Genomic DNA, 23,298 nt, shown 5'->3' with positions numbered 1-23,298 from the left:
GAATCCCTGCCACGCTTGCGATGCCTCCGGCCGGGAAGGATAATCGACCCGCGAACAACCAGTTTCCATTTTCGGGAAAGGCCAGGGTCATGCGAAAACCAGCGCAGCTATTTACATCAGGCTGTATGGCTGTGGCTGCCGCGCTGATAGCCAACGCCTGTCCAACAGCCGGCTGGGCCGACCCGTTGTTGCAATTGGCAAGTCCCGACGATGCCGTCCACTTTCAGATTTTGCAGGATGCCGGACATTTAATCTACACCGCCACTTTCCACAACCAGCCGGTGATCGAACGCTCCGCATTGGTCATGACCATCGACAACGTCAAGCTCACCGACGATGTTGAACTGGTCCAGAGCAAGCCCTACGAAGTTAACGACACCTATCCTTACCGGGGCGTCCATTCGCAAGCCGTCAATCATTGCCGGGGCGCCACGCTGTCGCTCAGGCACCAACCCAGCAATACCCCGTTCACTCTGGAAGCGCGGGCATACAACGACGGCATTGCTTTCCGTTTTATTGTTCCCACGGACAAACAAGATGCCCGCGTTCCAGATGAAGACAGTGTCTTTATGCTTCCTGGCGGATGCACCGTTTGGCATCACGCTCTTGAAGGGCATTACGAAGCCACGTATCAAAAACACGACGTGGACGAGCTGACCTCCGGCGAGTGGTTGGCCCCGCCTGTAACATGCCAGCTTCCCGGCGGCGCAGGATACGCCGTCGTCACCGAGGCTGCGCTGTCCAATTATCCCGGCATGGCGCTTCAGGCCGATGGGCACCGCGGGCTTCACGTCGTCCTGGGCCATAGCATCCCATTTCCCATCCCTACGAGTTGCGCTATAACAAAGCGGATATCGCGCGGGTGCAAACCCCGGCCACCGTGCGTGGAAACATTGCCACGCCGTGGCGGGCCGTCATCGTCGGCCACGATTTGAACGCGCTGGTCAACAGCGACTTGGTTTCCAATTTGTGTCCGCCGCCTGATCCACTACTTTTTCCCCAGGGCATCGCCACGGATTGGATCAAACCCGGCCGGGCCGTGTGGCGCTATCTCGACGGCCACGGCGATGATAACTATAAAGACGCCAAAGAATTCTCTCGCATGGCCGGTCAGCTCGGCTTCGAATACAACGTGATCGAAGGCTATTGGAATCGTTGGACGGACGATCAAATCAAGGAACTGGTCGAATACAGCAAACAGCAAGGGGTAGAGCTGTTTGTGTGGGTGCATTCCAAGGACCTCCGCGACCCACAAGTGCGACAGGAGCTATTCAAAAAATGTCACACGCTGGGCATTGCGGGTCTGAAAATCGATTTCTTCGACCACGAGGCGAAAGAAGTCATCGATCTGTATCAGGCCATTCTCAAAGAATCGGCTGAAAATCAGTTGCTGGTGAACTTCCACGGGAGCAATAAGCCCACCGGCGAACCGCGCACCTGGCCCAACGAAATTAATCGGGAAGCCATTCGCGGCATGGAATCGCGCAGCGTGCCAGACCGCGCGGGCCACGATACCACTCTTCCGTTTACCCGCTTTCTGGCCGGCCACGCCGATTATACGCCCGTGCTGTTTACCGAGCGCCGGGGCAACACCACCTGGACCCATCAACTGGCCACGGCCGCCGTGTTCACCGCGCCGTTGCTCACCTATGCGTCCAACCCGAAAACGCTGCTGGAGAGCCCGGCCTTACCGCTGATTCAAAGCATTCCGCCGGTGTGGGACAATACCATCGTGCTGCCGATGTCCGAAATTGGTCGGTGCGCCGCCTTTGCACGCCGCCGGGGCGATACTTGGTTCTTGGCCATCCTCAATGGCTCCGAGGCTCGCACCATCCAAGTTCCACTTTCGTTTCTTCCGCAGGCCGATTATCACGTGTTCCTAGCCAAAGACAAAGCCGATCAGCCGGCCGATTTCCAAATCGAGGAGCGATCGGTCAAACCTGGCGACCAAATGTCGATTGAAATGAACGCCGGTGGAGGCTTCATCGCCCGATTTTCCAAAGATCGCTGAGCTGGAACATAGGCGCCTAGGGCGCTTTCGATTCGTCCAAATCGGGCATAATTTTCACGGTATTGGCGTCCCAGTCGACCGTCACCGTGGTCCCGTCGGCAAAGGTGGTTCGCTCCTTGCGAAACTTATCGTCCAAAAATTCGTGATTTACCATTTCCAGCAACGCCACCCGTTGGTGCAGCGCACTCAGACGGCGCGCCGCGGCCAACTCGTCTGGGGTTAGGCTTTCGATGGGCCCCAGTTGCGGCATTCCTCCGTTGAGAAATCCGCGCAGCTCCAGCTTGTGCGGTTCGCCGGAAGCGGCCGGCCGTTGATTGGACCGCGTCGCTTGGACAACTGCGTAGGGAGTCATGACCGCGTCATGATACACCAAATTGAATAGCGGCACCGATATATAACGGCCCGTCGGCACAGACATGGACGAAACGCAATCCACGTAGGGAATGGTCCAATCGCAGCCCGCTTCCGTGCCCACAAATCCTAGGTGATTCCGCGACCAGTTGAAGCATAGCGCCCGGGCCCGCATCGCTTCGGTGCGCGTGCAAGGATGTTGCGGATTGAAATCTTCATCGGGAGGCACGTAGCCGAAAACGTCGAGATAAACTCCCTGCGGATGAATGCCGTGGCCGATGAGCCACTGGTAGGTCTTGATCAAATGCCCCGGCATGAACCGATTGTTCAAATACGTTTGCGTGCCGCCATCCCAATTGTTCATGAAGGGCAGCGGCCCTTCCTTCCACGTGCCAAACCGCGAGCCGGGGAAGCCCTTGGCCGGTAGCGAATCGTCTGCCTCGTGAACCGCAAACTGCGGATCGTAGGAGGGAGCGTCGGTATAGTAATCTCGATATTGATCGTGCAGGCTGAGCAAATAGCCTAGCTCATGACATGTTTCCGCCAGCCGTTTCATCCCTTCCCAGCCCCCGGCTTCCGGCGCGGGAGGCAATTCATCGGGATGCTGCCGGTCGTAGCCTTCCCGGGGCCAGCCAGTGAGAACGACCAGCAAGTGGTCAATTCCCTCCGCTTTCCAGCCGCGCAACTCCTGGGCGCGATCGTCGAACGAATTGACATGATGATTGAAGCTGGGATCATCTTTTTTGTAACGCAAACTGTCCGACTTGATGTTCGTCAAAATGTCTACCCGCGCTTGCGGCGTGCCGATTAATTCCTTCACGATCGGTTGTCGGGCAATTTTTTCCTTTAGCGACACGAACTGGCCCGTATCCATCACATAACGGCGATAGCGCTTTGCCAGATCAACGTAATTGCCTTTTTCGAAAAAACAAAATCGGCAGCTACGGGGATAAGTGAGCTGGCCCAAGCACTCCCGCCAACGTGGACCGATGACCGTGGGTCCGCCAGCGGGATGCTCGAATTGATAGGCCGCGTCGTCTGGGGTTTGGACGATGACCATCATCGCAGCCGGCCCTTTCTGGAAGCCCCACCACGACATCGACCAGCTTTCAATCACGTTGCTTTGAACCTCACTGGTATCGCTTGGCTTGATGGTGCCGTCGGGGTTGGTGGCGCGAATGGGAAAATATGGCTTGGGCCAGTTCCGCGGCAGCAAGGCCCCGCGACCATTGCTCAGCACCGTAAAATCAACCTCGCTGCCATCCAGCGCCCCAGGCCAATCCAACTGCCAAATCTTGGCTTGCTGCTCGTCGGCGGCTACTTCGCACACCAATTCTTCGTCGGCGCCCTCCAGCGCTACTGTGCAGTACAATTTCAGGTCCACAGGACCATGTGTGCCTTTCCAGTTGCTGAGGATGATTTTTACGCCCGTTTTGAAGCCGGTGTCGTACGGCACAATGTCGATGTTCTCTGCATCGGCCAAATGCAGAGCATCAGCCACGCCCTGCACCTTGATTAGCAAATCTGCGGCGCGGCTGGGCAACATTTTCCAAACGTTGGCCCCAGCGGAAATTTCCATTGCCAAGTTTTTGGCGTTGAGCGTGACGGTGCGTTTTTTCCCCTTCAGGATCCAATTATCTGCCTCGTGCGCAACGGCCACTTCCGGCGCTCCCCACTCCGACCGCGGAAATTTCTTCGCGGAAATCTGCTGCGGCGTTAATCCCGAAGCATCGACTTCCATTTTCGGCTTCACATGCTGATCCTGCGATTGGAACATTTCCTCCTGAGTCGGAGCTTTGGCGGCAGCACCTGCTGAATTAGCGGCCGGAGCTTGAGCCGTGTTGTCGACGCCGGCCAAGGGCGGCTGAGCATCGTCGGCCCAAGCCGACATTGACAGGCACAGGACCACGGATAAGTGACCGAATAACCCTGCAGCGAGTTGCAACATGGTTTACTCCTCAGTTGAGACCGCGTTTAGAATACCTATCCAACAGGCGGGCAGCAACAATCATTGGTCCGGCGTTAACATTCATTCCAAGCAGATCAAACTTGAGGGCCAGGTTATGAGTTGAATCGCTTGCTCCTCGAAGATCGACGCTCCTATACTATTGAGAGGCTTTGCAACAATTCAATGGTGTGTTCAGCCGTTCTTACTTGGTTAGGCGAGTGGTTGGTGATCAATGACCACGCAGCAACTATACTTGTTTAACGCGCTGTATTTGGTCATCTTGATAGTCGTGGCAATTCTGACACGTGCAACTCTCCTACGCATTGTGGGAGCATTGGCCGGGGGGGCATCTTTAGGTGTGGTAGCCTTGGGCATCATCTGTCTTGGTGAGCGCGCGGGTTGGTGGCATTTTACAATCAGCTGGGAGCCCTACTACCTGATTTTGATGATGATCGGCTTCACATTCTGTGGCTTCATCTTCCTCATCACCTGGCGGATTGCCCGCCGGTTCGGGTGGCACGGGCTGGCCGTGGTCCTGGTTGTATTAGCGGTGATTGGTCCGCCGCGGGACTACTGGTACATGCGGCATTTTCCGGAGTGGGGCGCCTACGCACCGGGGATTGCGCCCGTCCTCGCAATTGCCGCTACCTACGTTATTATGACAGTCGTGGGGCATGGGGTGATGCGGCTGATCGCCGGACCGTCCGCCGCGGATCGGTTGGCGCGTCGCCCGTGGCAAACCGCCTGACCTTATGTTGCAGTGGACCCCACGCATCAACCACGAGTGCCGGTCATTCAGGCAGTTGGTGCAAGTCGTATTGGCATTTGGCGGATGCGCTGGCCGGTGATATGGAATACGGCGTTGGCAATCGCTGGGGCGATGGCAATGATCGGCGTCGAATAATTGTGCCGCCTAATCTATTTGCCTGGGGAGGCCTGAGACGGTACGCTACGGACCATGGCCTCAATATTTTCGGCAATGGGCAATAATGCTGCGCCGGCAATAGCCGTACCGCAGAGGGTGCAATCGGTCGATGCGCTGCGCGGCTTGGTAATGTTCACGATGATTTTCGTGAACGATCTGGCCGGCGCCGGGAAGGTCGTGCCCGACTGGATGGTGCATTTTAGCGACCGTCATCATGGCGGCAGTGGGATGACGTTTGTCGATTTGGTGTTTCCCGCGTTTCTGTTCATCGTAGGGATGTCGATTCCGATTGCCCTATCGGGCCGCTTGGCGAAAGGCGAACCGGTTTGGAAGCTGTTACTGCATGTGATAGTTCGCACGGTGTCGCTGTTAATCATAGGGATTTTGATGGTCAACGGCGAATCACATCCCAGCGCCAAAGAAATGGGCCTGTCGAAAAACACTTGGACGATGTTGATGTTTGCTTCGGCGCTGCTGGCGTTTTGTTCCATTTCGCCACCCAGCAGAAGCGCAGCGGGCACAATCGCCAAAACTTTTTGTCGCGGCCTGACGCTGTTTCTTCGCGCACTGGGCGCGGCAGGCTTGATTTGGGCGGCCTGCGTGTATCGCAATGGCAAGGGAACGCGGATCATTTCGCTGGAGCCGTTTTCCATTCATTCCAGTTGGTACGGAATACTGGGGTTGATCGGCTGGTCGTATTTGGTGGCAGCGATTGTATTTCTCATCTTCCGCACGAATCGAACGGCGATTTTGGGCTGCGTTTTTCTGCTGCTATGCCTGTTTGCAGCGGATCAAAAGGGAGCATTCGAAGGCTTTTGGCTCAGCCGTGTTGTGGGGATCGGTGATGACTTGGGCTCGCTGGCTTCCATTTCTACGGCCGGAGTGCTGTTGGGCACGCTACTGCTGACGCCCGAAACCGACACCAACGCTGCGCGCAGTCGATTTACGTTATTGTTTATTGCCGGCTTCGTCGTCGCGGCAATGCTAGTTACGCCGCTTTGGGGAATTAGCAAAAACAATGCCACGCCTGCCTGGTGCTTATGGGCCAGCGCCATCACGGCGGCTCTGTGGTTGTTGTTTTACTTCATCGCCGATGTGTGGCGGGTGCGGTTTATTACCAAACCGCTGTCAATCGCCGGCCAAAATGTGCTGCTGGCGTATTTGCTGAGCGAAATGCAGGAATCGGTTTTTAATCTCTTAGGCTGGGATGATTGGTACGAGGGACTGGCTGGGCCGCATTTGGCCAATGCCATTGGTCGGTCGGTGGGTTGCGCGGTCTTCATTTTGTGCCTTACCGCGCTGTTGAATCGCATCGGATTCCGTTTGAAACTATAAAACGAGGAAGTGATTATGAAACCGTTTGTGCGACATGATGCCTTTTCATTTCCCAAGGCTGCGGTCATGTGTGCTTTTTCAATCTGCACACTGAGTTCCGCTCGAGCCGAGTGGCCCGCCCACGTGTTTGCGCCCTACATGTACTTGGGCTCAGGAGATCACTTCAAGTTGACCGATTGCGACGATGCCTGCGGGCTAAAGTATTACACGTTAGCGTTTATTATTGCGGACAAAGAGAACAATCCGGCCTGGGACGGCCGCACTCCGCTGGAAACGAACTTGTATGCCGATCAAATCAATGCCATCCGCCAGCGCGGCGGCGACGTGATTGTGTCGTTCGGCGGCGAGGCGGGCAAAGATTTGGCCCTGGTGGAGCCCGCTGTGGAAAAGCTGCAAGACAAGTATCAATCGGTGATCGATCGGTACAAATTCACCTGGCTCGATTTCGACATCGAAGGCAAGCAACTTGAAGATGACCAAGCTAATCAGCACCGTAACACTGCGCTGGCGGCACTGCAGGCGAAAAACCCGGGCCTGATGGTTTCTTACACGTTGCCGGTCGATCCCAATGGCATTTCAAAACATTCGCAACAACTTTTGACCGACGCCAAGGCGAAAGGATTGAATGTAAAATCGGCGAACGTAATGACCATGTATTTTGGTCCGCGGTTTACCAAGGACAAAAAGCTTAGCGATGTGTGCATTGCTAGTGTGCTAAAAGCGCACGAGCAGTGCCAACAAATCGAACCGGCAATTCAAATTGGCATCACGCCTATGATTGGCAAAGGGGGTGACAAAGGGTTGGAAGTGTTCACCGTCGACGATGCCAAGGCCGTAAGAGATTGGGCCAGCGAGCATCCTTGGGTGTGCAGTTTGTCGTTCTGGTCGGTCAACCGCGATAGCGGCAAGCCTAGCAAAGAGGGGACCGGCAACATGGCCAGCGGTATGGAGCAGCAGCCGTTCGATTATTCCAAGGCGTTCAATACATTCACGTCGAAATGACTTGCTTGGCATTGTTAGTATTGGTTGGCGACATGTAGACAGCGATGTCGAGAAATTCGAACTGGGATGTTACCGTCCTTGCTAAGCACCAGCAATGTTCGGCGCGCGGGATCTGAGACGGGAACGGTTTTGGCGTAGGGCGCTTGTGCAGCGGATTATCGGTCCCCAATTCGGCGAAATCCTCAGTTTAGCGCGAGCGTCAAGATGTGGATCGTGAAACAGATACGAATTACGGTGGGAGAAATAGTGAGATGGCAAGCCCTGCAATGGCCATGATGAACAAGTACGAAGCAACCTGCGTTAAGTTATTGGCATGCATGTTGCTGGCCAACGGTTCAACTTTTGCCCACGCCCAAGGCGCAGACAAAGTAGCGAAGAGCGAATGGGTTTATTCCGGCCCAGACGGCAAATTGGTGTACAAAAAAACGCCGGCCGGAGACCGAATTATGGACTTTTCCACAGCCGGCTACATGGGTGGCGGAGTCGCGCTGCCGAATGTTCCTGTGAAAGCCACGGTGAAGCCTTCAGGCGGCGCGGACGACACCGCCACAATTCAGGGCGCAATCAATGCGGTTTCGGAACTGCCGCTGGAGAACGGATTTCGCGGCAGTGTACTCATGGAGCCGGGAACATACATCTGCTCTGCTCCGATCACGATTTCGACTACTGGTATCGTGCTGCGCGGCAGTGGCAGTGGGGCGGCCGGCACGATTATAAAAATGGTGGGAGACAAACACACCGCTATCTCCTTAGGAACTAGCGGTGGTCGAGGTCGGGTCAAGCCAGCCGACATTGAGAACCAAAATCCCGATGAGCAAATGCCCGAATCCACCACCCACACCGTGAAGGCCATTCCGACAGCAATTACCGATGCCTATGTGCCTTCGGGAACAGCAACCTTCACTGTGGCCAACGCTACGCACTTTGCAGTGGGCGATACCATCGCCATCAATCGCCCCGTGACCGAGGCGTGGGTTAAATTCATGCAAATGGACAACCTGGTTCGGTCCGGCCGTCACGAAACGTGGGTGACGGGTGCAATCACAACGTTGCGGAAAATCGTAGCCATCTCTAAGAATACAATTACGGTCGACATTCCGCTGTCGGACTGCTTCGATGCAAAATTCTTGCCCCCCCCGGGAGCGACGGTCGAAAAAGTAATTCTGCCGGCGATGGTGATGCAAGCTGGCATCGAGCATTTGCGCATCGCTTCGCCTCCCCAGGCTGTGGAGATGACGGCTGCCACGTATTCGGGCCTACACATCGTCGGTGAAGATTGCTGGGTTCAAGATGTGACCATGGACAACACGGTGAACTCAGTCGGAATTGGAGGGCGACGGATTACGCTGCTGAAAGTGGTTGTGAATCACGAGAAGCACACGTTGGGAGCGGCCAAGCCTGCTGACTTCGGCACCAACGCCAGCCAACTGCTGCTCGACCGTTGTTCGGGCAAGGGGGACGAGGTGTTTTATGCAGCGACCGGAAGCGGTCAAACAGGACCCATTGTGCTGCTAAATTGCACTTTTTACGGCAATGGCCACATCCAGCCGCACATGCGCTGGTCGACGGGCATGCTGGTAGATAATTGCACGGTGCCTAACGGAGGAATCGACTACATGAATCGTGGCGAAATGGGAACTGGCCACGGTTGGACGATGGGCTGGGCCGTGGCCTGGAATTGCATCGCGAAGTCGTTTGTCATCCAAAATCCGCCGGGTGTGGATAATTGGATGATCGGATGCATTGGCGAGAACGTGCCCACCGCAAGACCGTTCGATAAAGAACCGAAGTTAACGCTGGGGATTATGGATTCGCCAGGCAAACGGGTCTCGCCGCAAAGTTTATATTTGGCGCAATTGTCTGAAAGGCTAGGCCCGCAGGCGCTTCAGAACATCGGCTACGAAGCGAACTCAGCGGAGATGTTTCCTGCTAAGAGCGTTAAACACTAGCGCACGGAGCGTTTGTGGTGGTTGATTCTTATATTGCTACGTGAAGACCTGGCCTCTAAGCCGACATCGGTTCAGCCTGGAATGACAAATTCCGAACGTTTGGCTATTTCCCTATTTTTATGTCAATTTTTGGGTCTAGTCGCTTTTTTTTCGTAAATCGCAATGGTACTCAGCGATAACTGTAGGGGCTTATCGGTCGGTTTATTGGGGATTCTATCTTGCTTGGGAGCGGTTGCATGCAACCTCTGTCGCGACGGCCGGGAGTGTTGGCGCGCACATTGATCCCAATGTCGCCAAGCTGTAACAGTTTGCTTACAAGTCTGATTACGGAAAACTTATTCGAGCCGAGTCCCCACACTGGCCGGCGAGGCACGAGGGGAACAAGGAGCTCGGCCTTTACGCTCGTCGAACTGCTGGTGGTGATTGCTATCATCGGCATTCTCATCGCCTTGCTGCTGCCGGCGGTGCAGGCGGCGCGGGAAGCAGCCCACCGCGGCCAATGCGCCAACAATCTCAAACAAATCGGTTTGGCGCTCCAGAACTACGTCAACGTCAAAAAAAGATTACCCCCCGGCCGTTACGGTTGCGATGGCTATCGCGGTGAGGAATGTGCAATTGCGAACACTCAGCTCCAATACTATTGCAACATGAGCGGCTTCGTGCTGATTTTGCCCTATTTGGAAGAACAACTGCTCTACAACATGCTTAGCCCGTTCGATTCGGAGCGACTGCTCACCGAAGACCCCACCATGCAGGCCTGGAAAACGGATCCAAACAAACTGAATGGGCTGGCACAACGACCAGCGGTGTACGTTTGCCCGTCGAGCCAAACACTCCCTACGCCCGACGGCCAGGCCCCCAATGCTAGCCCCTTCTACACCACGGGAACCTACGCCTTTGTTAGTGGCACCAATGGCCCATCGAATGGCGACAGTGCCGACCCGGTAAAGCTCCACAACACCGGCGCGTTTGTGTATCTGCTCACCAAACGCTTCATCGACATTACCGATGGCCTCAGCAAAACCGCCTTGGTGGGCGAAATTCGCGCTGGCAACACGGCGGTCAGCAGCAACATTTGGAGCGTCGCTAATCGACATCTCGATTCATTGCGTACAACCGAATTGCCGCTCAATACAATTCCCGGTTCTTCCACCCCCTCGCCTCCCATTTGGAATGACAGCGGCGTTTACATTGTTGGCGCGTTCGGCAGCGACCACGTGGGCGGCGGCAATTTCCTTTTCGCCGACGGCCACGTGCGGTTCTTCACCGATACCATCGACTCCAAAAACTACAATGCGATGGCTACCATCAGCAAGGGAGATTCTTTCAATCTCCAGTGATCGGACGATTTTTGGTCGGTCATGGTTGGGCATGGCAGCCGGCTGCGCACTCATTGCAACCATGGGCTGCGGTGACGGACGCCCCGTGCGGGTTCCGGTTTCCGGTCATGTATTGATCGACGGCAAGCCGTTGGCCTACGGATACGTAACCTTCGCCCCAAAGGACTCGCGGGCATCTAGCGGCGGACTCGATAAGGACGGCAAGTTTGTCCTTAGTTGCTTTGAATCAGGCGACGGAGCGGTTACCGGAAAACACCGGGTAACGGTTGTCTCGCACGAACCGATCGGCGCAGAAATCTTAAAATGGCACGCGCCGAAAAAGTACGCTGACTTCGATTCTTCCGGACTCACCCAAGAAATCACCGGGCCAACCGATTCGATTACTATCAATCTCACGTGGGATGGCCAACCGGGACCGTTCACTGAACGGCATTAAGAGTCAGTTTTAGCTTGGAGGCTATAACAAAACCGTATTTTTGATTTTTGGCCGTGTGGTTACCTTGATGTCGTTTGTTTTAGAGACGACCGATCAAGGAGGATTGTCATGGCCAAATTGCTGGTACCGGATGAATTATGGAAACGGATCGAACCACTTGCCGCCGATGGCCGAATCGAGCAAGGGCGGCCGTCGCCGCTGGCGTCTTTGTACTCCACCGCCAGGGCAATTTGCTCGGTATAGACCAGGTGATAATCAAGTGCCTCAATTAGCCGCTCCACGTTGCGGACTAGCCACGCCTCACAGCGGGCTGGGTCGTCTGTCGCTTTGCCGACGCTCCCACCACGGGAAAGAATCTTGTGCGGTAGCCGTGTGGTACTGATTGGCGTAACAGGATGGCCGTTTAATTCCCACCACAACGATTCGCCGGTTTTGGTGAGTAGCTTGCGAATTAAACGGCGGTCGGCCCGGGCAAAGTCGGCACACGTCGTAATGCCGTAGGGAGCCAGCTTGCGGCTGCTACGTTTGGCAATCCCAGTAATTTCATCCACGGGCCGATCAACCAGCAACTCGGCAATCTGTTCATCGCTGGTTGCGGTCCAGCAGCCGAACGGCTTGGCGTTGTCCGAGGCCAGCTTGGCGAGAGACCGCGTTTTAGAAATACCAATGGTGACAGGGATACCAACTTCATTGAGAATCCGTCGCTGCAATGGCCGTGGGTCAATGCCGTCAGCCTCAAAAAACATTTCGTCGATGCTGTAGTATTCGACTGTTGGGCTGACTGTTTGCAAAATGCCTAGCAGCCGACGTGACAAGCACTCGTACCATTCAAAATCCCGCTTCACGTAAATCGCGTGCGGGCATTTTGGCTGGGCTTCCCAGATTGGCAACGCAACGGTGACCTCGTAAGCCTTCAATTCATAGGACCGGGCAATTACACAGGCCCCTTGATTCGACAACACGCCTACGGGCTGACCGATTAGAAACGGGTAGCGTACCCGCTCCGCGGAAACGTAGAAGCAATCGGCGTCCAAGTGGCCTATCGGAATAGGGGATTGCGATACTATACAAAAGTACAGTCGGATGGGGGCTTTGTGTACAAAATCCGTTTTGAGTACAAATTCGCTGGGCTGTGTATAAATTCGTGGGTGCGACGAAAGCAGTGAACCCAGATGGCACCGGCGGTGTTAGATAAGCTGGTGGTCCGCAAACTTGATGCTCGCGGTATTCTCGGTCAGCAAAACCACCAAATTCCGCTGGTAGTCCAATTGCAACCTGCTAATCAACATGACGTGAATACCTGCTTGCCGTTGGTCATCGAGATGCCTGCCGTCGCGGGCAAGCCGGGCCGACCGAAGCAAAAGCCGACGGCGCTGGTCGCCGACAAGGCGTTCGACTGCAAATCGCTACGACAACTACTGCGTTGGCTCGGCATCGTACCCCTGATCCCCCATCGAGGACAAAGCCAGGCCGGTCTAGGAACGATGCGTTGGTTCATCGAACGCACGCTAAGTTGGTTGCATCAGTTCCGACGACTCCGCACCCGTTGGGACCGAAACCCGCTTGTCCATCAGGCCTTCCTGACCCTCGCCGCAGCAGTCATCTGTTATCGTACCTGGATCAATCAAAGTTAGTTTTGTCCGGTGGTTCTAAGGTCCCAGTAGCCAACAACGCACTAGTGCAATAGTAGCCGACGCTGGGAATGCCGTACGACTTTTTCACAAAATTGTTTGGATTGCCATTTGTGTTCCTGCATTCGCAGTGATCTGCACGTTTCCGACCTATACCGACGAATCAGATCGGTTTTTCGCTCGGCAACTTGGAAGAGGGATTATTGTGAGCTTAGGATTTGGTATAGCACTCGACGCCTGGTGGCAGAAAAGACGCAACCAAAAGCCATGAAACTCTGCTTCACAACCCGCCAGCAAAAACTCTAGCGGCTTCCTCTATTAATTTTATCCCAGATATTAAACCGTTTTTGTTATCTTACTTGCGCGGCAGTTATAGTGAGCTTGTGTAAGCCATTCTGTGTCAACTTTGTGTCAACTCGAACTATTGTTACACGCTAATGCAACTTCAGTATTTGCCTTGTCCTTTGCGGGCCCGACGGATTGCACTGACACAGAGCCCCTATTCAACAAACTGCAGACCCCCCAGGTTACAAACCGCCTCCAAGACTTTGTAATGGCTTACGGGCATCTTTAAACAAGCGTAGATGGGCGGGTTAACGAACATTTCTAGATCGCTTAGTTGGCGATGATTGGACAAAAGTACTACTGAGGGAACGTACTTTGGCTCGTAGTCACGTAAAAAGGAAATCACCCGGTCACTGCCGCCGCCGCGCAGTTCGTGTTCGATTAAGAGAAGATCCGGTTCAAATTCGGGCAATGTCACCAAACATTCCTCCACGTTCGCAGCGACTTCGACTTCGAAGCCTTTGTCCCAAAAGAAGCTTTGATAGATACTCAATAATTCCTCATCCGAATGTGCCACCAATAGCCGTGAATTCATGGCGGTCTCCATATTATTACTGGTGCCCATTCTTCATCAGTGCCCGAAAGCTCTTTCACGTGCACCGATCGAGGGTGTTGTCTTCACCCGATTCTAATTCCATTTTTAAATCTAAAAACTGCAAGAGATCTTTCACACTGATAATTCCCAGGAGTTGTTCGTGCTCAACCACCAGTAGACGGCTGCAGCCGCTACGCTGCATTTTTCCAAGAGCAGCCAGTGCATCGGCCTCCGGTGTAATTTCGATGGGTTCCAAATTTCTCTGCATGACCTCGCCCACTGTGCGCCGAATCCATTCGGTGCGGGGCATTTTGCTATGTTCTTGTGTGCTAATATATCCCTCCAAGTGTCCGTTCGACGTTACCGGAAATGCGCGGTGATGGAAGCGGTACACGTAATCTTCAACCCAATGAGATAGATCGAGAGACTGTGGCACCACAATCGGTTGAGAATTCATGAATCGCCGTACGGGCTCTCCCCTCAAGGCATTGCGAATTATGACCTGCCGATAACTGCTTTGCGCGGCATCATTGAGAAACATACCGATCAATCCCAACCAAATGCCTCCTAACCAATTTCCGGCAAAAAGTTGGACGATACCCCAGGCAATCAGCAGCCAGGCAAAAACTTGCCCGGCAGCTGACGCCCAGTGTGTGGCCCGACGCAAATTCCCCGTAGTCGCCCACAAAGCGGAACGTAGCACTCGACCGCCATCCAACGGAAATGCCGGAACCATATTGAACGCAAGCAGCAAAAGATTGATGGCGCCAAGATAACCAAACACGACGACTATCGGTGGAGACCAGCCAGCCTGATAACCCAACCATGCCAATAACCCAAAAACCAGTCCCAGGAGTAGGCTCACAAATGGACCGGCAACAGCCATCCAAAACTCGCTCGCCGCCGACGTTGGCTCCCCTTTAAGTTCCGAAACTCCGCCGAAAAGAAACAGCGTGATGCCTTGAATTGGCAAACCCCAGGAGCGGGCCACTAAGGCGTGGCCTAGTTCATGAAGAACGATACAGGCAAAGAAGGTCAATGCAGCAATCAATCCAAGAAGCCATCTCTGCCACAGCACAAGCTGTGAAGCGCTGGCACCAAAGTATTCATTTGTCCATGCGGGAATTGATGCAGATATCGTCAGTGTGATGAGAGCGAGGATAACGACCCAACTCAAGTTTACCGAGATGGGAATTCCAAACAATTTGAACAATCGCCAGCGGTAGGCGGACATGGCTCACCTGTGTTTGATCCCGCACTAACAATTTAGTCGATTTTCAAGATTGAAGCTCATCGAGTATAAACGGCAGCCCCCGGCCGGAGACGTTCCCGGTTGATGTACCAACCACCGGGGGCTGCCCCGCGCGTCAGTGGTTGGACTGTTGTGCCGGTTCGAAGAAATCCCAAAAGATTCCATTATTCGGGATGAATTCGACATATGGAAAATCGGCTTCCCAGGGATTCCGCGCCAAGGAGATGGCCCGCAGCAATTGATCGCGCTCGTTGGTAGGCAAATCCTTCTCGGCGTCAATATCCTTGCGAATTTGTTCACGCGATCCTTGGAAGTCTTTGGTTTCGAGCTTACCTTTATCGTCGCGGTATTTGATTTCCGCTTTGAATTGATCCTTGCTAGTGCGCGATAGCGACAAAGAATCGAAGCTGTTCCAACTGGCTTCCTCATCTTCTGCCGTCATCGGTCGCTGGGCATGCATCGACATTGGCCAATGCATTCCCATTGATTGCGGCGATTCGCTAGCCTCGGGCGAGTGCTCGCCTAAATCGACTTTAAGGTCCTCCGATTTGCCATCGTGCACAACGCCCAATTTGACTTGCCGTTCCGGTTTATCGTACCGCACCAATTTGACGAACTGTTCAGGCGAATATAGCCGTTGGTCGTCATACGTGATGAGCACATCGTCTGCCTTCAATCCCGCCTTTTCCGCAGGAGAGCCAGGAGCTACGCTAGCAACGAGCAGTCCAAATCCTTCTCCCAGTACGCTAGGCAGCTGGCTCACGAGTGCCTGCGGCAAAGAGGCAACGCCGATTCCCAAATAGGCTTGTGTTTTGGCGCCCGTTTTCATCGTTGAGTTCGCCGCCACCATTTTTAAGGGCGGCGTACTTTTGGACGTACTTTTGTCAGCCGCAAGAATCACTCCTACCACACCGACTAACCCGGCGACCGCCAACAAAGTTATCATTTGCCGTCGCATGACCAAGTCTCCTTTCATAATTTCAAGCCTCAATTCTCTGCTCACGCTGAGCGAAAGATAAACATAATTTGCGCTCGTTCTTATTTTCCCCGATTCTGCCGTCATGTTTGCCGTGACAACACCTCCAATTTCTAAATTGCAATAAGGGTTTTAGGATGCAGATGCTTCCTATAAGGAAGAGTCTGTCGGTCGTCGATGCGGCTTGGGTTGAAATAAATGACGGATAACTGAGTCCGTCTTATGTTCGAATTTTGATTTTACGAGTTTTGGATTCCTCGGTTTTTTGGAGTGTGATCGTGAGTACACCGTCGCGGTATTGAGCGTCGACATGATCTTCCTTTACGGCACATGGCAAAGTAATCGAGCGTGAGAATGAACCGATCCGCCGTTCGGATCGGTACACAGTGCGGCCTTTGTCTTCAAACTCCTCTTTTCTTTCGCCGCTAATGCTGAGTGTGTTGCCGGTCAGCTGGATATCAAGTTCCCCGGGTTTAATGCCCGGCACATCGAGGCGGACTTCGACGCTTGAATCGGTTTCGGTTAAATCCAGCGGCGGCAGTGCTGACCCGTTTGGCCAACTATCACTGGCCTCGCTCAAGAAATTTGAGAATAGATCGTCAATTTCTTCGCGCAATGAAAACAGTGGCCCTCGTCGAAGCCATGGCCGAATACGACGAGGCTCGCGTGCAGCGATTGCAGTTGACATTTTAATGCTCCTTTTCTCTGTCTAGGCAGTTGGTGGGTCTCTATCTTCAATTCCGGATTTCAGGCAAACTCTGGAAAAAATCTTGATCGGTTGGGACGTGGATTTAGTTTCGCTTGAGGCTGGGCTGCCTTAAAACGATCGCGAATCTCATCTCGGTAAACACAAACTTCGCGTGGCGCGTCAATGCCCAATCTCACTCGCCCGCCTTTTGTTCTAAGCACCTCGACGACGATTCGATTTCCAACGACGATCTTTTCTCCGACCTTTCTTGTCAAAACCAACATCTCAATCCTCCTTGGCAGCCTGGTAAACACTCAGATACGGAGGCCAAACGCCTGGCCTACCCAAATTGATTCCTTCAACATCATCAGGCCGCCAAAATCATTGTTAGGTTGGCGGCGAATGGCCTCAATCGGAAGAATTCGCGAACTTATGTCAGAATCGTCGAAAGTAGCTTTGTAGGGAAAAGTCTGAGATTACTGCGATATGCTGACGCCGTTATTAGTTTTGGCGCACAATTCGCTATAATTCGTGCAGAAGAAGTTTGCGCTGACCTTCCTGCGCCCCTTTGATCACCAAGCAATTGTGGGGGCAGTTCTCACGAAGATGCCTGTTAAGCATAAACCGCGAAACCTCATTCTGGCGGCTGCCGCAGCCTACATTGGTGCGGTGGCCGTGACAGATTTTGCCACGCCCCTGGTGCTGGACGTATGGGTTCTATACTTACCGGTAATTCTTGTGCCGGTATGGTTTAACTCAGCGCGTCTCGTCACCCTTACTGCTGGCGTGTGTTCGATCCTCATTGTCGGCGACGCAATGCTGCCACATCCACGCACGCCATTTCTATTTGCCCTCGGCAATATGGCGATGGGTCTGACCGCGCTTTGGTTGACTGCTTTCGCCGGAGTGACCGTTGTTAAGCGTGCCGAGGAAATTGCCCAGAAAAACCTGCATCTTGCCGAAAGTGAAGAGCGGCTCCGTTTAGCTATGGAAGGTGCGGGAATGGGAACATGGGATCGAAACCTGGAGACCCATAAGACGATTTGGTCCGATACGCATTTCAGAATGCTGGGGTATCAGCCAAAAGTCGGCGGAGAAGCCTCCGTGGAAATGTGGCAGTCCCTACTGCACCCCCACGATGTTGAGCGCGTTCTGAACGAGCAGGACAAAGCATGCCAAAATCGTTCGCTGTTCAGCACCGAGTACCGCATTCACCGTGCCGACAACGGCAGTACGACTTGGCTTGCGGTGGTCGGGCGGTATTTGTATGGCCCAGATGGCCGAGCCTTACGCTTCCTCGGTGTTTCATTCGACATTACACGCCGCAAGGATTTGGAGCGCGAAGTGCTGGAAATTTCCGACGAAGAACAACGGCGCATCAGCCACGAATTACACGACAGCGTGGGGCAGGAATTGACAGGCCTCGGCCTGATGGCAAACGCATTGGAGCAAAGTCTTCCTAAAACGGCAGTGCAACAGCGCATTGTTGCCAGGCTTACAGCCGGGCTGAATCGGATTCGCCAGCAAGTCCGGAATCTATCACATGGTCTCGAGCCAATTCAGGTCGAAACCTTGGGACTGTGGTCTGCGCTGGATGAACTAGTAACGAACACCAGACAACACGCGGGCATCGAAATATGCTTTGACTGTCCAGAGCCAGTGCAACCACTGGAGCGCGAGGCAGCAACGCATCTTTACCGAATCGCGCAAGAAGCACTCACCAATTCTTTACGTCACGGACATCCGAGCTGCATTAAACTGGGTCTCCATCGCACCAACAGGGGGCTTTCATTGACCATTCAAGACGATGGGCTGGGATTTGATCCGAACCGATCCATGACCGGAGACGGCATGGGACTGCACATCATGCGATACCGTGCACAGCAAATCGGCGCCACCCTCAATGTCTGTCAATCTGCGGCGGGTGGCGCATGCGTGACATGTACGTTAACAAACAAGCGAGGTGCCAATGGCGAATCTGCAGAACACAGCCACTGCGGCTGCGAGAATTTTGATCGTGGATGACCATCCCATTGTCCGCGAAGGTCTGGCGATCCAGATATCGACGCAGCCTGATTTGGAGATCTGCGGCGAGGCGGTAGATATCACTGGCGCATTGAGCGTGCTTGAGACAACTCACCCGAACGTGGCGATTATCGATATTTCATTAAAGAACTGTAATGGCGTCGATTTGATCCAGCGTATTAAACATCGAAATCCAGACGTGCGCATACTTGTGTGGTCGATGTACCCGGAGAATATCTATGCAGAGCGTGCTTTACGGGCTGGCGCACATGGTTATCTAAATAAGGCACAACCAACTCAACATGTATTGGAGGCAATTCGCACGGTACTGTCAGGCAAGGTCTACGTCAGCGGCGAGGTCGCGAACGAGATTCTACATGCCGTCGTTGGCGACCAGGTAAAAAGCCGATCGCCAATCGAGCAGCTTTCCAATCGAGAACTACAAGCTTTTGAATTAATGGGGCAAGGGCTCACCACCGATGCCATTGCTAACAAAATGCACGTGAGTCGCAAAACCGTCGACACATACCGATCACGCATCAAAGAAAAACTCGGAACGGAAACCATTCCGGAGTTGATCCAGCGTGCGGTCCGATGGGTTTTAGAGCGAAGTAGCTCGACGATATCTTAGACGTAAGTTTAGTGCGTCACCGAAGCCTTTAAGCCGTCGCCAATCCACTGTTTTGCCTCTTCGATCGCCGTGAGATCAAAATATTTGATCTTTGCAGTGGTAAATGGTTTGCAAAACACGGCCATGCCCGCTTCCCAACGATTTTGACCGACTAGTGCCAAGCGCTCGATGTCGCGGAAATGGCGAAAATCAAATTTAATGTCTTCCCATAATGCGCCCGCCGTCCAACCGTGAAAATCGCGCATCACGACTAGCATTCGTATTTTGCCGTGCCGTTGGATCGCTGCCTCAACAGCTGGAAGGAAATGACCGTAGTCTTCCTTCGTGAGCTTGTCGCTTAAATCTACCTCAATCGCTTTGTCTTCCTTGATTTCGCAAACTTCAACTGACATGGTACACCTCCCTTGGATTGCAACGCAGAGAACTGCTTTGGCGTTTTGCTAACGACCAGCCACACAATTATATGGACTTGAAGTTTTATAATTCGGGCTCGGTCAATAAAGCCTGCTTTAGTTCTTTCACAATGTGTACCCATTTTTTCCATCGCGGATAATTTCTGACGTCAGATTCAGGGAATCTCTTACATAGTCCGCTATGCCACTGGAATTGTGATCAACGTCGCGTCCCAAGTTCAGATTCACGACCTGACCAGCCTCTTAGAGCGTATAGAGAATAGTGGCCGTGAAACGAGTCATGAACTCCTAGAAGGAGACTTCAAATGAGTGCAGTGGAGAAAGTTCTTGAGGGCAGTCCGCCAGACATACAAGATTTGTTCGTTGCATTGCGGAGCGACAATCCTCTCGAACGTGAGCGAGCACGAAATAAACTGACAATTCTCGGCCGGGAAGCAATAGTCCCACTGATCCGTGAGTTGAAGTCTCCCATCGTTCACGCGCGGTGGGAAGCTGCAAAAGCACTGTCGCAAATTCGAGATGTAAATGCGGCTAACGCGCTCGCCGAAGTCATGGACGATGAGAATCATGATGTCCGGTGGGTCGCCTCACAAGGGCTCGTTCGACTGGGAGCGAAAGGGTTGGAGCAGACTTTGCTAGCGCTGCTTTCCCATGGCAACTCCATTTGGGTACGAGATAGTGCACATCATGTGTTGTCGCACTTCGCTCATCGAATGGGAGGCGAATATCTATTGCCGCTGTTGGCATTGTTTAACGGTTTTGAGCCGGCAGTGTCGGTTCCGCCCGCAGCGTTAACGGCATTACACACATTGCAGAAACATAACAATAGCGCAGCGCCAAAAGTGCAAAGAATCAAAAGCAATTAAATTTAAGCAAGGAACTGCTTCGGTTTTATTGAGTCGCAATGGTTTACGGGGATCGTGATCATGAAATTTACATCTTGCGTTGAAGCCTGCCATTGCTGTGCAGACGCTTGCCATGCAGTGAGAACCAAGCGTCCGACGAACGGAATAATGCCGGAACAAGCCATGTGTCGCCGATTAGCGGCCAATTGCGCTCAGTTTTGCCGGACGACCGCTGGATTTGTCAAACGCGATTCAATGTTTGCCCGGGAAGTTTGCGGTTTGTGTGCGCTAATCTGCGATGCCTGTGCCAGTGAGTGCGAACAGTACCATTCCATGCAGGTTCGAAATTGTGTCAGCGCTTGCCACAATTGTGCTAATGAGTGTCGTCGAGTTTTGGCATTCCAGGACGAACCGGAGGAGTAACCGGAACAGAATTAAGTTCATACGGCACATGACCTCAATAAACCTTTAGATTGCACGACGCAATCGTACTATGTTGGGCAGAAGGTCCTAGGCCATCATGATCAGAGAGCAATTTACCCTTTCCAGTCCAGCTTTCGTAAAGGGCGATTTAATTCCCACAATCAATACGAGCGAGGGGAGCGATTATTCCCCATTTTTGGCTTGGCATTGTCCGCCTGGAAGTTCGCAAAGCTTCGCTCTCATCATGGATGACCCTGACATTGCCAAGGGACATTTCACTCATTGGATTTTGTTCGATATTCCTGCCGAAGTTCGCGAACTCCCCTTTAATGACCGCACGATTGGTATCGCTGGCAGCAATGACTTTCAAAACGTGGGATACAGTGGACCTCGCGCGCCTCAAAATCAGGGTCGCCATCGTTACTTTTTCCACCTGTTTGCCCTGGACGTAGAATCGCTCAAGCTTCCCGCAGGCGCCAGTCGGAAACAAGTTGAAAGTGCCATGCGACCCCACATCGTAGGAACCGCCGAGTTAATGGGCTGCTTCGGGCACGCCCGCAGCCATCGCTAAGTCTGAGGCTGACATGAGTGACTTACAACCGAATCAGTCGACTCAATGTTATACGTTTGAGGTCAGAGACAAAAAGCTGACCTTGGATTTTCCGCGCGCCTTTGCTTTGGGCGATGCGTTATTTGAGGCTGGGCGGCTGCACGAAGCTCGGCACATTTTTGAGACGCTGGCAAAGACAACTGATCGTGGCCCCCGCGCGAAAATTATGTTGGCCCAGTGTGAAGCAAGCTTGGAGCATTTCGCTGCTTGCTCCGAGATCCTTGAAGCGGCGTTTAGCGGCGAATCAAAACCAGTTGCAGAGGAACTGCATACCGCCTTTGTCTTTCACAAAGTTGGCTTTCGCGACGACGCGATCCGAGCCACTAGCAAATTGGCAATAAAGTTCGAAGGTGTCCCGACGCTCTGTCTTGTACTCGGGGATTTATTCGCTGAGAATGGAAATCTGGAGAAAGCAAAAAAGTGCTGGAAGTTAGCGGTCAAGCGAGATCTACTGCGGGGAGGAGTTGCCATTTCGGCAAACCGACGTCTGAAGGCCAAGGGCACTGCGAAAGATTCGTTCGGCAAGAATCGGCATGAAAAGTAGGACTACCACGCTGCGGAAGGCGTCGGGGATCTTTATGTGAGCGTCTTGCAGGGGGTCGATTGAAAAGTCTCCACTGACGTTACGCTGCAGGCAGACATCCTCAAGCTTTTCAAGAGCCTTTCCTCTCATCCACTGGACTTTCCAGCAATGGGGCTCGTTGGCGAGAGCAAATCGAGAAAGGAATGTAGAATTTTTGCAGCCACTTTCAACAGCAAAAATTTGCTACTTCGAGAGTAAAGACATTCACAAAGCTCGCGAGTGGGTGAAGAGCACCTGATACGGAAATGCTCGTTCGTTGAAGCTTTCCTAACGCAGGATCCAACCATGGTGGCCGCAAATATAAATGAGAATTGGGGGCAATGTCCAAAGTGTGGGTCGCCTGTTTTAGTCAATCCGAATACAGGTCGAGCAGAGCCGTGCGCCAATTGCTTAGCGTTATCATCCAAGGCAGGTTTGTTTGCAGGCGGGTATTGGATTATTGCCGGGTTGGTCGTTGTCGCCTCGATCGTATATTTCTGTTTGCGACTGATAAATCGTTGATGACTTTGAGAAGTCGCTCGATTCGGATCCAATATCAAAAGCGCATCGCAATTTAGTCGCGTCGGTCATGTCGGCCGCCGCGATCCGAATTGGGAAGAAATTGGGAAGCATATTGCCCCGCACTGTCGCCACAGCACTACAATGCAACCACAACGTGGATTTGTTCGTTTCCGTTACCCAGGCAAGACTTGCGACACAATCGCACGCCCAACGCCGCACTAACCCAACATCATCCCCAACATCATCAGCGAAGACTCAAAATCCAGTACACTCACGGGTGGGAGGTAAAGTCCTCTCTCCGGTTTTTCGCTCCCAAAGTGCCCAAGGTGAGCGTGACAGAAGCCTGGTAATCTGGGTCAGCCGGTCGGTTCGACCTGGGCGAGCAAGAGCCACCAGATGATCCTAGTTCTGTCTGGACAGGGTAATAATCGCAGTGGCAAGCCAGGTTGTCAGCGATTCCGATGAGTACGCATCGCAGCCGACGGTTGGCGGACTGGAACGTGCGCCGTTCATTTAATTTCTGGATTTCGATGCTGGCGGCGA

At 53.3% G+C, this 23,298-nt stretch carries 22 protein-coding genes; 14 read left to right on the top strand and 8 right to left on the bottom strand.

Features of this window, described 5'->3' with window-relative positions:
- Positions 1-125: 125 nt before the first annotated feature.
- Entirely contained in the window at positions 126-935 is an 810-nt protein-coding gene (locus VMJ32_15450) for a glycoside hydrolase family 97 N-terminal domain-containing protein (protein ID HTQ40420.1), read from the top strand.
- Entirely contained in the window at positions 881-2,011 is a 1,131-nt protein-coding gene (locus VMJ32_15445) for a glycoside hydrolase family 97 catalytic domain-containing protein (protein ID HTQ40419.1), read from the top strand. Before VMJ32_15450 ends, VMJ32_15445 begins: the two co-directional genes overlap by 55 nt.
- A gap of 16 nt (positions 2,012-2,027) precedes the next feature.
- Here VMJ32_15445 and VMJ32_15440 read toward each other — a convergent pair whose 3' ends face one another.
- A complete protein-coding gene (locus VMJ32_15440; protein ID HTQ40418.1) occupies positions 2,028-4,310 on the bottom strand; it encodes a DUF5696 domain-containing protein in 2,283 nt (760 codons plus the stop codon).
- A gap of 367 nt (positions 4,311-4,677) precedes the next feature.
- On the opposite strand from VMJ32_15440, the gene VMJ32_15435 reads away from it, so the two are divergent.
- The 6 genes from VMJ32_15435 (at position 4,678) to VMJ32_15410 (ending at position 11,297) form a co-directional block, all read left to right on the top strand.
- On the top strand, positions 4,678-5,058 hold the full coding sequence (locus VMJ32_15435; GenBank protein HTQ40417.1) for a hypothetical protein: 381 nt from the start codon (positions 4,678-4,680) through the stop codon (positions 5,056-5,058).
- Between the two features lie 210 nt (positions 5,059-5,268).
- Positions 5,269-6,570: a DUF5009 domain-containing protein gene (locus VMJ32_15430; GenBank protein HTQ40416.1), complete on the top strand. Its 1,302-nt coding sequence runs from the start codon at positions 5,269-5,271 to the stop codon at positions 6,568-6,570.
- Between the two features lie 66 nt (positions 6,571-6,636).
- On the top strand, positions 6,637-7,572 hold the full coding sequence (locus VMJ32_15425; protein HTQ40415.1) for a chitinase: 936 nt from the start codon (positions 6,637-6,639) through the stop codon (positions 7,570-7,572).
- 251 nt (positions 7,573-7,823) lie between these two features.
- Positions 7,824-9,521 carry a hypothetical protein gene (locus tag VMJ32_15420; GenBank protein HTQ40414.1) on the top strand — a complete coding sequence of 566 codons (1,698 nt, stop codon included), beginning with the start codon at positions 7,824-7,826 and terminating at the stop codon, positions 9,519-9,521.
- A gap of 287 nt (positions 9,522-9,808) precedes the next feature.
- A complete protein-coding gene (locus VMJ32_15415) occupies positions 9,809-10,861 on the top strand; it encodes a DUF1559 domain-containing protein (protein ID HTQ40413.1) in 1,053 nt (350 codons plus the stop codon).
- Positions 10,862-10,892: 31 nt separating this feature from the next.
- On the top strand, positions 10,893-11,297 hold the full coding sequence (locus VMJ32_15410) for a hypothetical protein (protein ID HTQ40412.1): 405 nt from the start codon (positions 10,893-10,895) through the stop codon (positions 11,295-11,297).
- Positions 11,298-11,356: 59 nt separating this feature from the next.
- Here VMJ32_15410 and VMJ32_15405 read toward each other — a convergent pair whose 3' ends face one another.
- Positions 11,357-12,331, bottom strand: coding sequence for a hypothetical protein (locus tag VMJ32_15405; protein HTQ40411.1), 975 nt, complete (start codon positions 12,329-12,331; stop codon positions 11,357-11,359).
- Positions 12,332-12,469: 138 nt separating this feature from the next.
- Here VMJ32_15405 and VMJ32_15400 point away from each other — a divergent pair, with 138 nt between their 5' ends.
- Positions 12,470-12,931, top strand: a complete 462-nt coding sequence (locus VMJ32_15400; protein HTQ40410.1) for a transposase — start codon at positions 12,470-12,472, stop codon at positions 12,929-12,931.
- A gap of 496 nt (positions 12,932-13,427) precedes the next feature.
- On the opposite strand, the gene VMJ32_15395 is transcribed toward VMJ32_15400, so the two are convergent.
- From VMJ32_15395 to VMJ32_15375, 5 genes are all read right to left on the bottom strand, one after another.
- Positions 13,428-13,808 (bottom strand): hypothetical protein, encoded by a 381-nt coding sequence (locus VMJ32_15395; GenBank protein ID HTQ40409.1) that lies wholly within the window; start codon positions 13,806-13,808, stop codon positions 13,428-13,430.
- A gap of 55 nt (positions 13,809-13,863) precedes the next feature.
- The gene (locus VMJ32_15390) at positions 13,864-15,042 is read right to left on the bottom strand and encodes a site-2 protease family protein (protein ID HTQ40408.1); all 1,179 of its coding nucleotides are present in this window, start codon (positions 15,040-15,042) and stop codon (positions 13,864-13,866) included.
- A 133-nt stretch (positions 15,043-15,175) separates the two neighbouring features.
- A complete protein-coding gene (locus VMJ32_15385; protein ID HTQ40407.1) occupies positions 15,176-16,018 on the bottom strand; it encodes a PDZ domain-containing protein in 843 nt (280 codons plus the stop codon).
- A 238-nt stretch (positions 16,019-16,256) separates the two neighbouring features.
- The gene (locus tag VMJ32_15380) at positions 16,257-16,724 is read right to left on the bottom strand and encodes an Hsp20/alpha crystallin family protein (GenBank protein ID HTQ40406.1); all 468 of its coding nucleotides are present in this window, start codon (positions 16,722-16,724) and stop codon (positions 16,257-16,259) included.
- Between the two features lie 59 nt (positions 16,725-16,783).
- Positions 16,784-17,008, bottom strand: a complete 225-nt coding sequence (locus tag VMJ32_15375; protein HTQ40405.1) for a carbon storage regulator — start codon at positions 17,006-17,008, stop codon at positions 16,784-16,786.
- 247 nt (positions 17,009-17,255) lie between these two features.
- On the opposite strand from VMJ32_15375, the gene VMJ32_15370 reads away from it, so the two are divergent.
- Both VMJ32_15370 and VMJ32_15365 read left to right on the top strand, forming a co-directional pair.
- On the top strand, positions 17,256-18,749 hold the full coding sequence (locus VMJ32_15370) for a PAS domain-containing protein (GenBank protein ID HTQ40404.1): 1,494 nt from the start codon (positions 17,256-17,258) through the stop codon (positions 18,747-18,749).
- The gene (locus tag VMJ32_15365) at positions 18,694-19,380 is read left to right on the top strand and encodes a response regulator transcription factor (GenBank protein HTQ40403.1); all 687 of its coding nucleotides are present in this window, start codon (positions 18,694-18,696) and stop codon (positions 19,378-19,380) included. The genes VMJ32_15370 and VMJ32_15365 overlap by 56 nt, the downstream gene beginning before the upstream one ends.
- 8 nt (positions 19,381-19,388) lie before the next feature.
- Here VMJ32_15365 and VMJ32_15360 read toward each other — a convergent pair whose 3' ends face one another.
- Entirely contained in the window at positions 19,389-19,772 is a 384-nt protein-coding gene (locus tag VMJ32_15360) for an STAS/SEC14 domain-containing protein (GenBank protein HTQ40402.1), read from the bottom strand.
- 326 nt (positions 19,773-20,098) lie between these two features.
- On the opposite strand from VMJ32_15360, the gene VMJ32_15355 reads away from it, so the two are divergent.
- The 3 genes from VMJ32_15355 to VMJ32_15345 all read left to right on the top strand — a co-directional run bounded on the left by VMJ32_15355 (position 20,099) and on the right by VMJ32_15345 (position 22,215).
- The gene (locus tag VMJ32_15355) at positions 20,099-20,659 is read left to right on the top strand and encodes a HEAT repeat domain-containing protein (protein HTQ40401.1); all 561 of its coding nucleotides are present in this window, start codon (positions 20,099-20,101) and stop codon (positions 20,657-20,659) included.
- Between the two features lie 499 nt (positions 20,660-21,158).
- The gene (locus VMJ32_15350) at positions 21,159-21,632 is read left to right on the top strand and encodes a YbhB/YbcL family Raf kinase inhibitor-like protein (GenBank protein HTQ40400.1); all 474 of its coding nucleotides are present in this window, start codon (positions 21,159-21,161) and stop codon (positions 21,630-21,632) included.
- A gap of 13 nt (positions 21,633-21,645) precedes the next feature.
- Positions 21,646-22,215: a hypothetical protein gene (locus VMJ32_15345; protein ID HTQ40399.1), complete on the top strand. Its 570-nt coding sequence runs from the start codon at positions 21,646-21,648 to the stop codon at positions 22,213-22,215.
- Positions 22,216-23,298: the final 1,083 nt, after the last annotated feature.

This window comes from Pirellulales bacterium, assembly GCA_035499655.1.
Lineage (GTDB): Bacteria > Planctomycetota > Planctomycetia > Pirellulales > JADZDJ01 > DATJYL01.
The sequence above is the reverse complement of the archived record's forward strand: the minus strand, read 5'-3'. Positions and strand labels throughout refer to the sequence as shown.

Coding starts and splice junctions, on each gene's coding strand:
- VMJ32_15385 (HTQ40407.1), bottom strand. CDS start 16,018: ATGCGACGGCAAATGATAACTTTGTTGGCGGTCGCCGGGTTAGTCGGT.
- VMJ32_15380 (HTQ40406.1), bottom strand. CDS start 16,724: ATGTCAACTGCAATCGCTGCACGCGAGCCTCGTCGTATTCGGCCATGG.
- VMJ32_15410 (HTQ40412.1), top strand. CDS start 10,893: ATGGCAGCCGGCTGCGCACTCATTGCAACCATGGGCTGCGGTGACGGA.
- VMJ32_15440 (HTQ40418.1), bottom strand. CDS start 4,310: ATGTTGCAACTCGCTGCAGGGTTATTCGGTCACTTATCCGTGGTCCTG.
- VMJ32_15355 (HTQ40401.1), top strand. CDS start 20,099: ATGAGTGCAGTGGAGAAAGTTCTTGAGGGCAGTCCGCCAGACATACAA.
- VMJ32_15430 (HTQ40416.1), top strand. CDS start 5,269: ATGGCCTCAATATTTTCGGCAATGGGCAATAATGCTGCGCCGGCAATA.
- VMJ32_15375 (HTQ40405.1), bottom strand. CDS start 17,008: ATGTTGGTTTTGACAAGAAAGGTCGGAGAAAAGATCGTCGTTGGAAAT.
- VMJ32_15425 (HTQ40415.1), top strand. CDS start 6,637: ATGTGTGCTTTTTCAATCTGCACACTGAGTTCCGCTCGAGCCGAGTGG.
- VMJ32_15390 (HTQ40408.1), bottom strand. CDS start 15,042: ATGTCCGCCTACCGCTGGCGATTGTTCAAATTGTTTGGAATTCCCATC.
- VMJ32_15345 (HTQ40399.1), top strand. CDS start 21,646: ATGAGTGACTTACAACCGAATCAGTCGACTCAATGTTATACGTTTGAG.
- VMJ32_15365 (HTQ40403.1), top strand. CDS start 18,694: ATGGCGAATCTGCAGAACACAGCCACTGCGGCTGCGAGAATTTTGATC.
- VMJ32_15360 (HTQ40402.1), bottom strand. CDS start 19,772: ATGTCAGTTGAAGTTTGCGAAATCAAGGAAGACAAAGCGATTGAGGTA.
- VMJ32_15395 (HTQ40409.1), bottom strand. CDS start 13,808: ATGAATTCACGGCTATTGGTGGCACATTCGGATGAGGAATTATTGAGT.
- VMJ32_15450 (HTQ40420.1), top strand. CDS start 126: ATGGCTGTGGCTGCCGCGCTGATAGCCAACGCCTGTCCAACAGCCGGC.
- VMJ32_15350 (HTQ40400.1), top strand. CDS start 21,159: ATGATCAGAGAGCAATTTACCCTTTCCAGTCCAGCTTTCGTAAAGGGC.
- VMJ32_15400 (HTQ40410.1), top strand. CDS start 12,470: ATGGCACCGGCGGTGTTAGATAAGCTGGTGGTCCGCAAACTTGATGCT.
- VMJ32_15415 (HTQ40413.1), top strand. CDS start 9,809: ATGTCGCCAAGCTGTAACAGTTTGCTTACAAGTCTGATTACGGAAAAC.
- VMJ32_15420 (HTQ40414.1), top strand. CDS start 7,824: ATGGCAAGCCCTGCAATGGCCATGATGAACAAGTACGAAGCAACCTGC.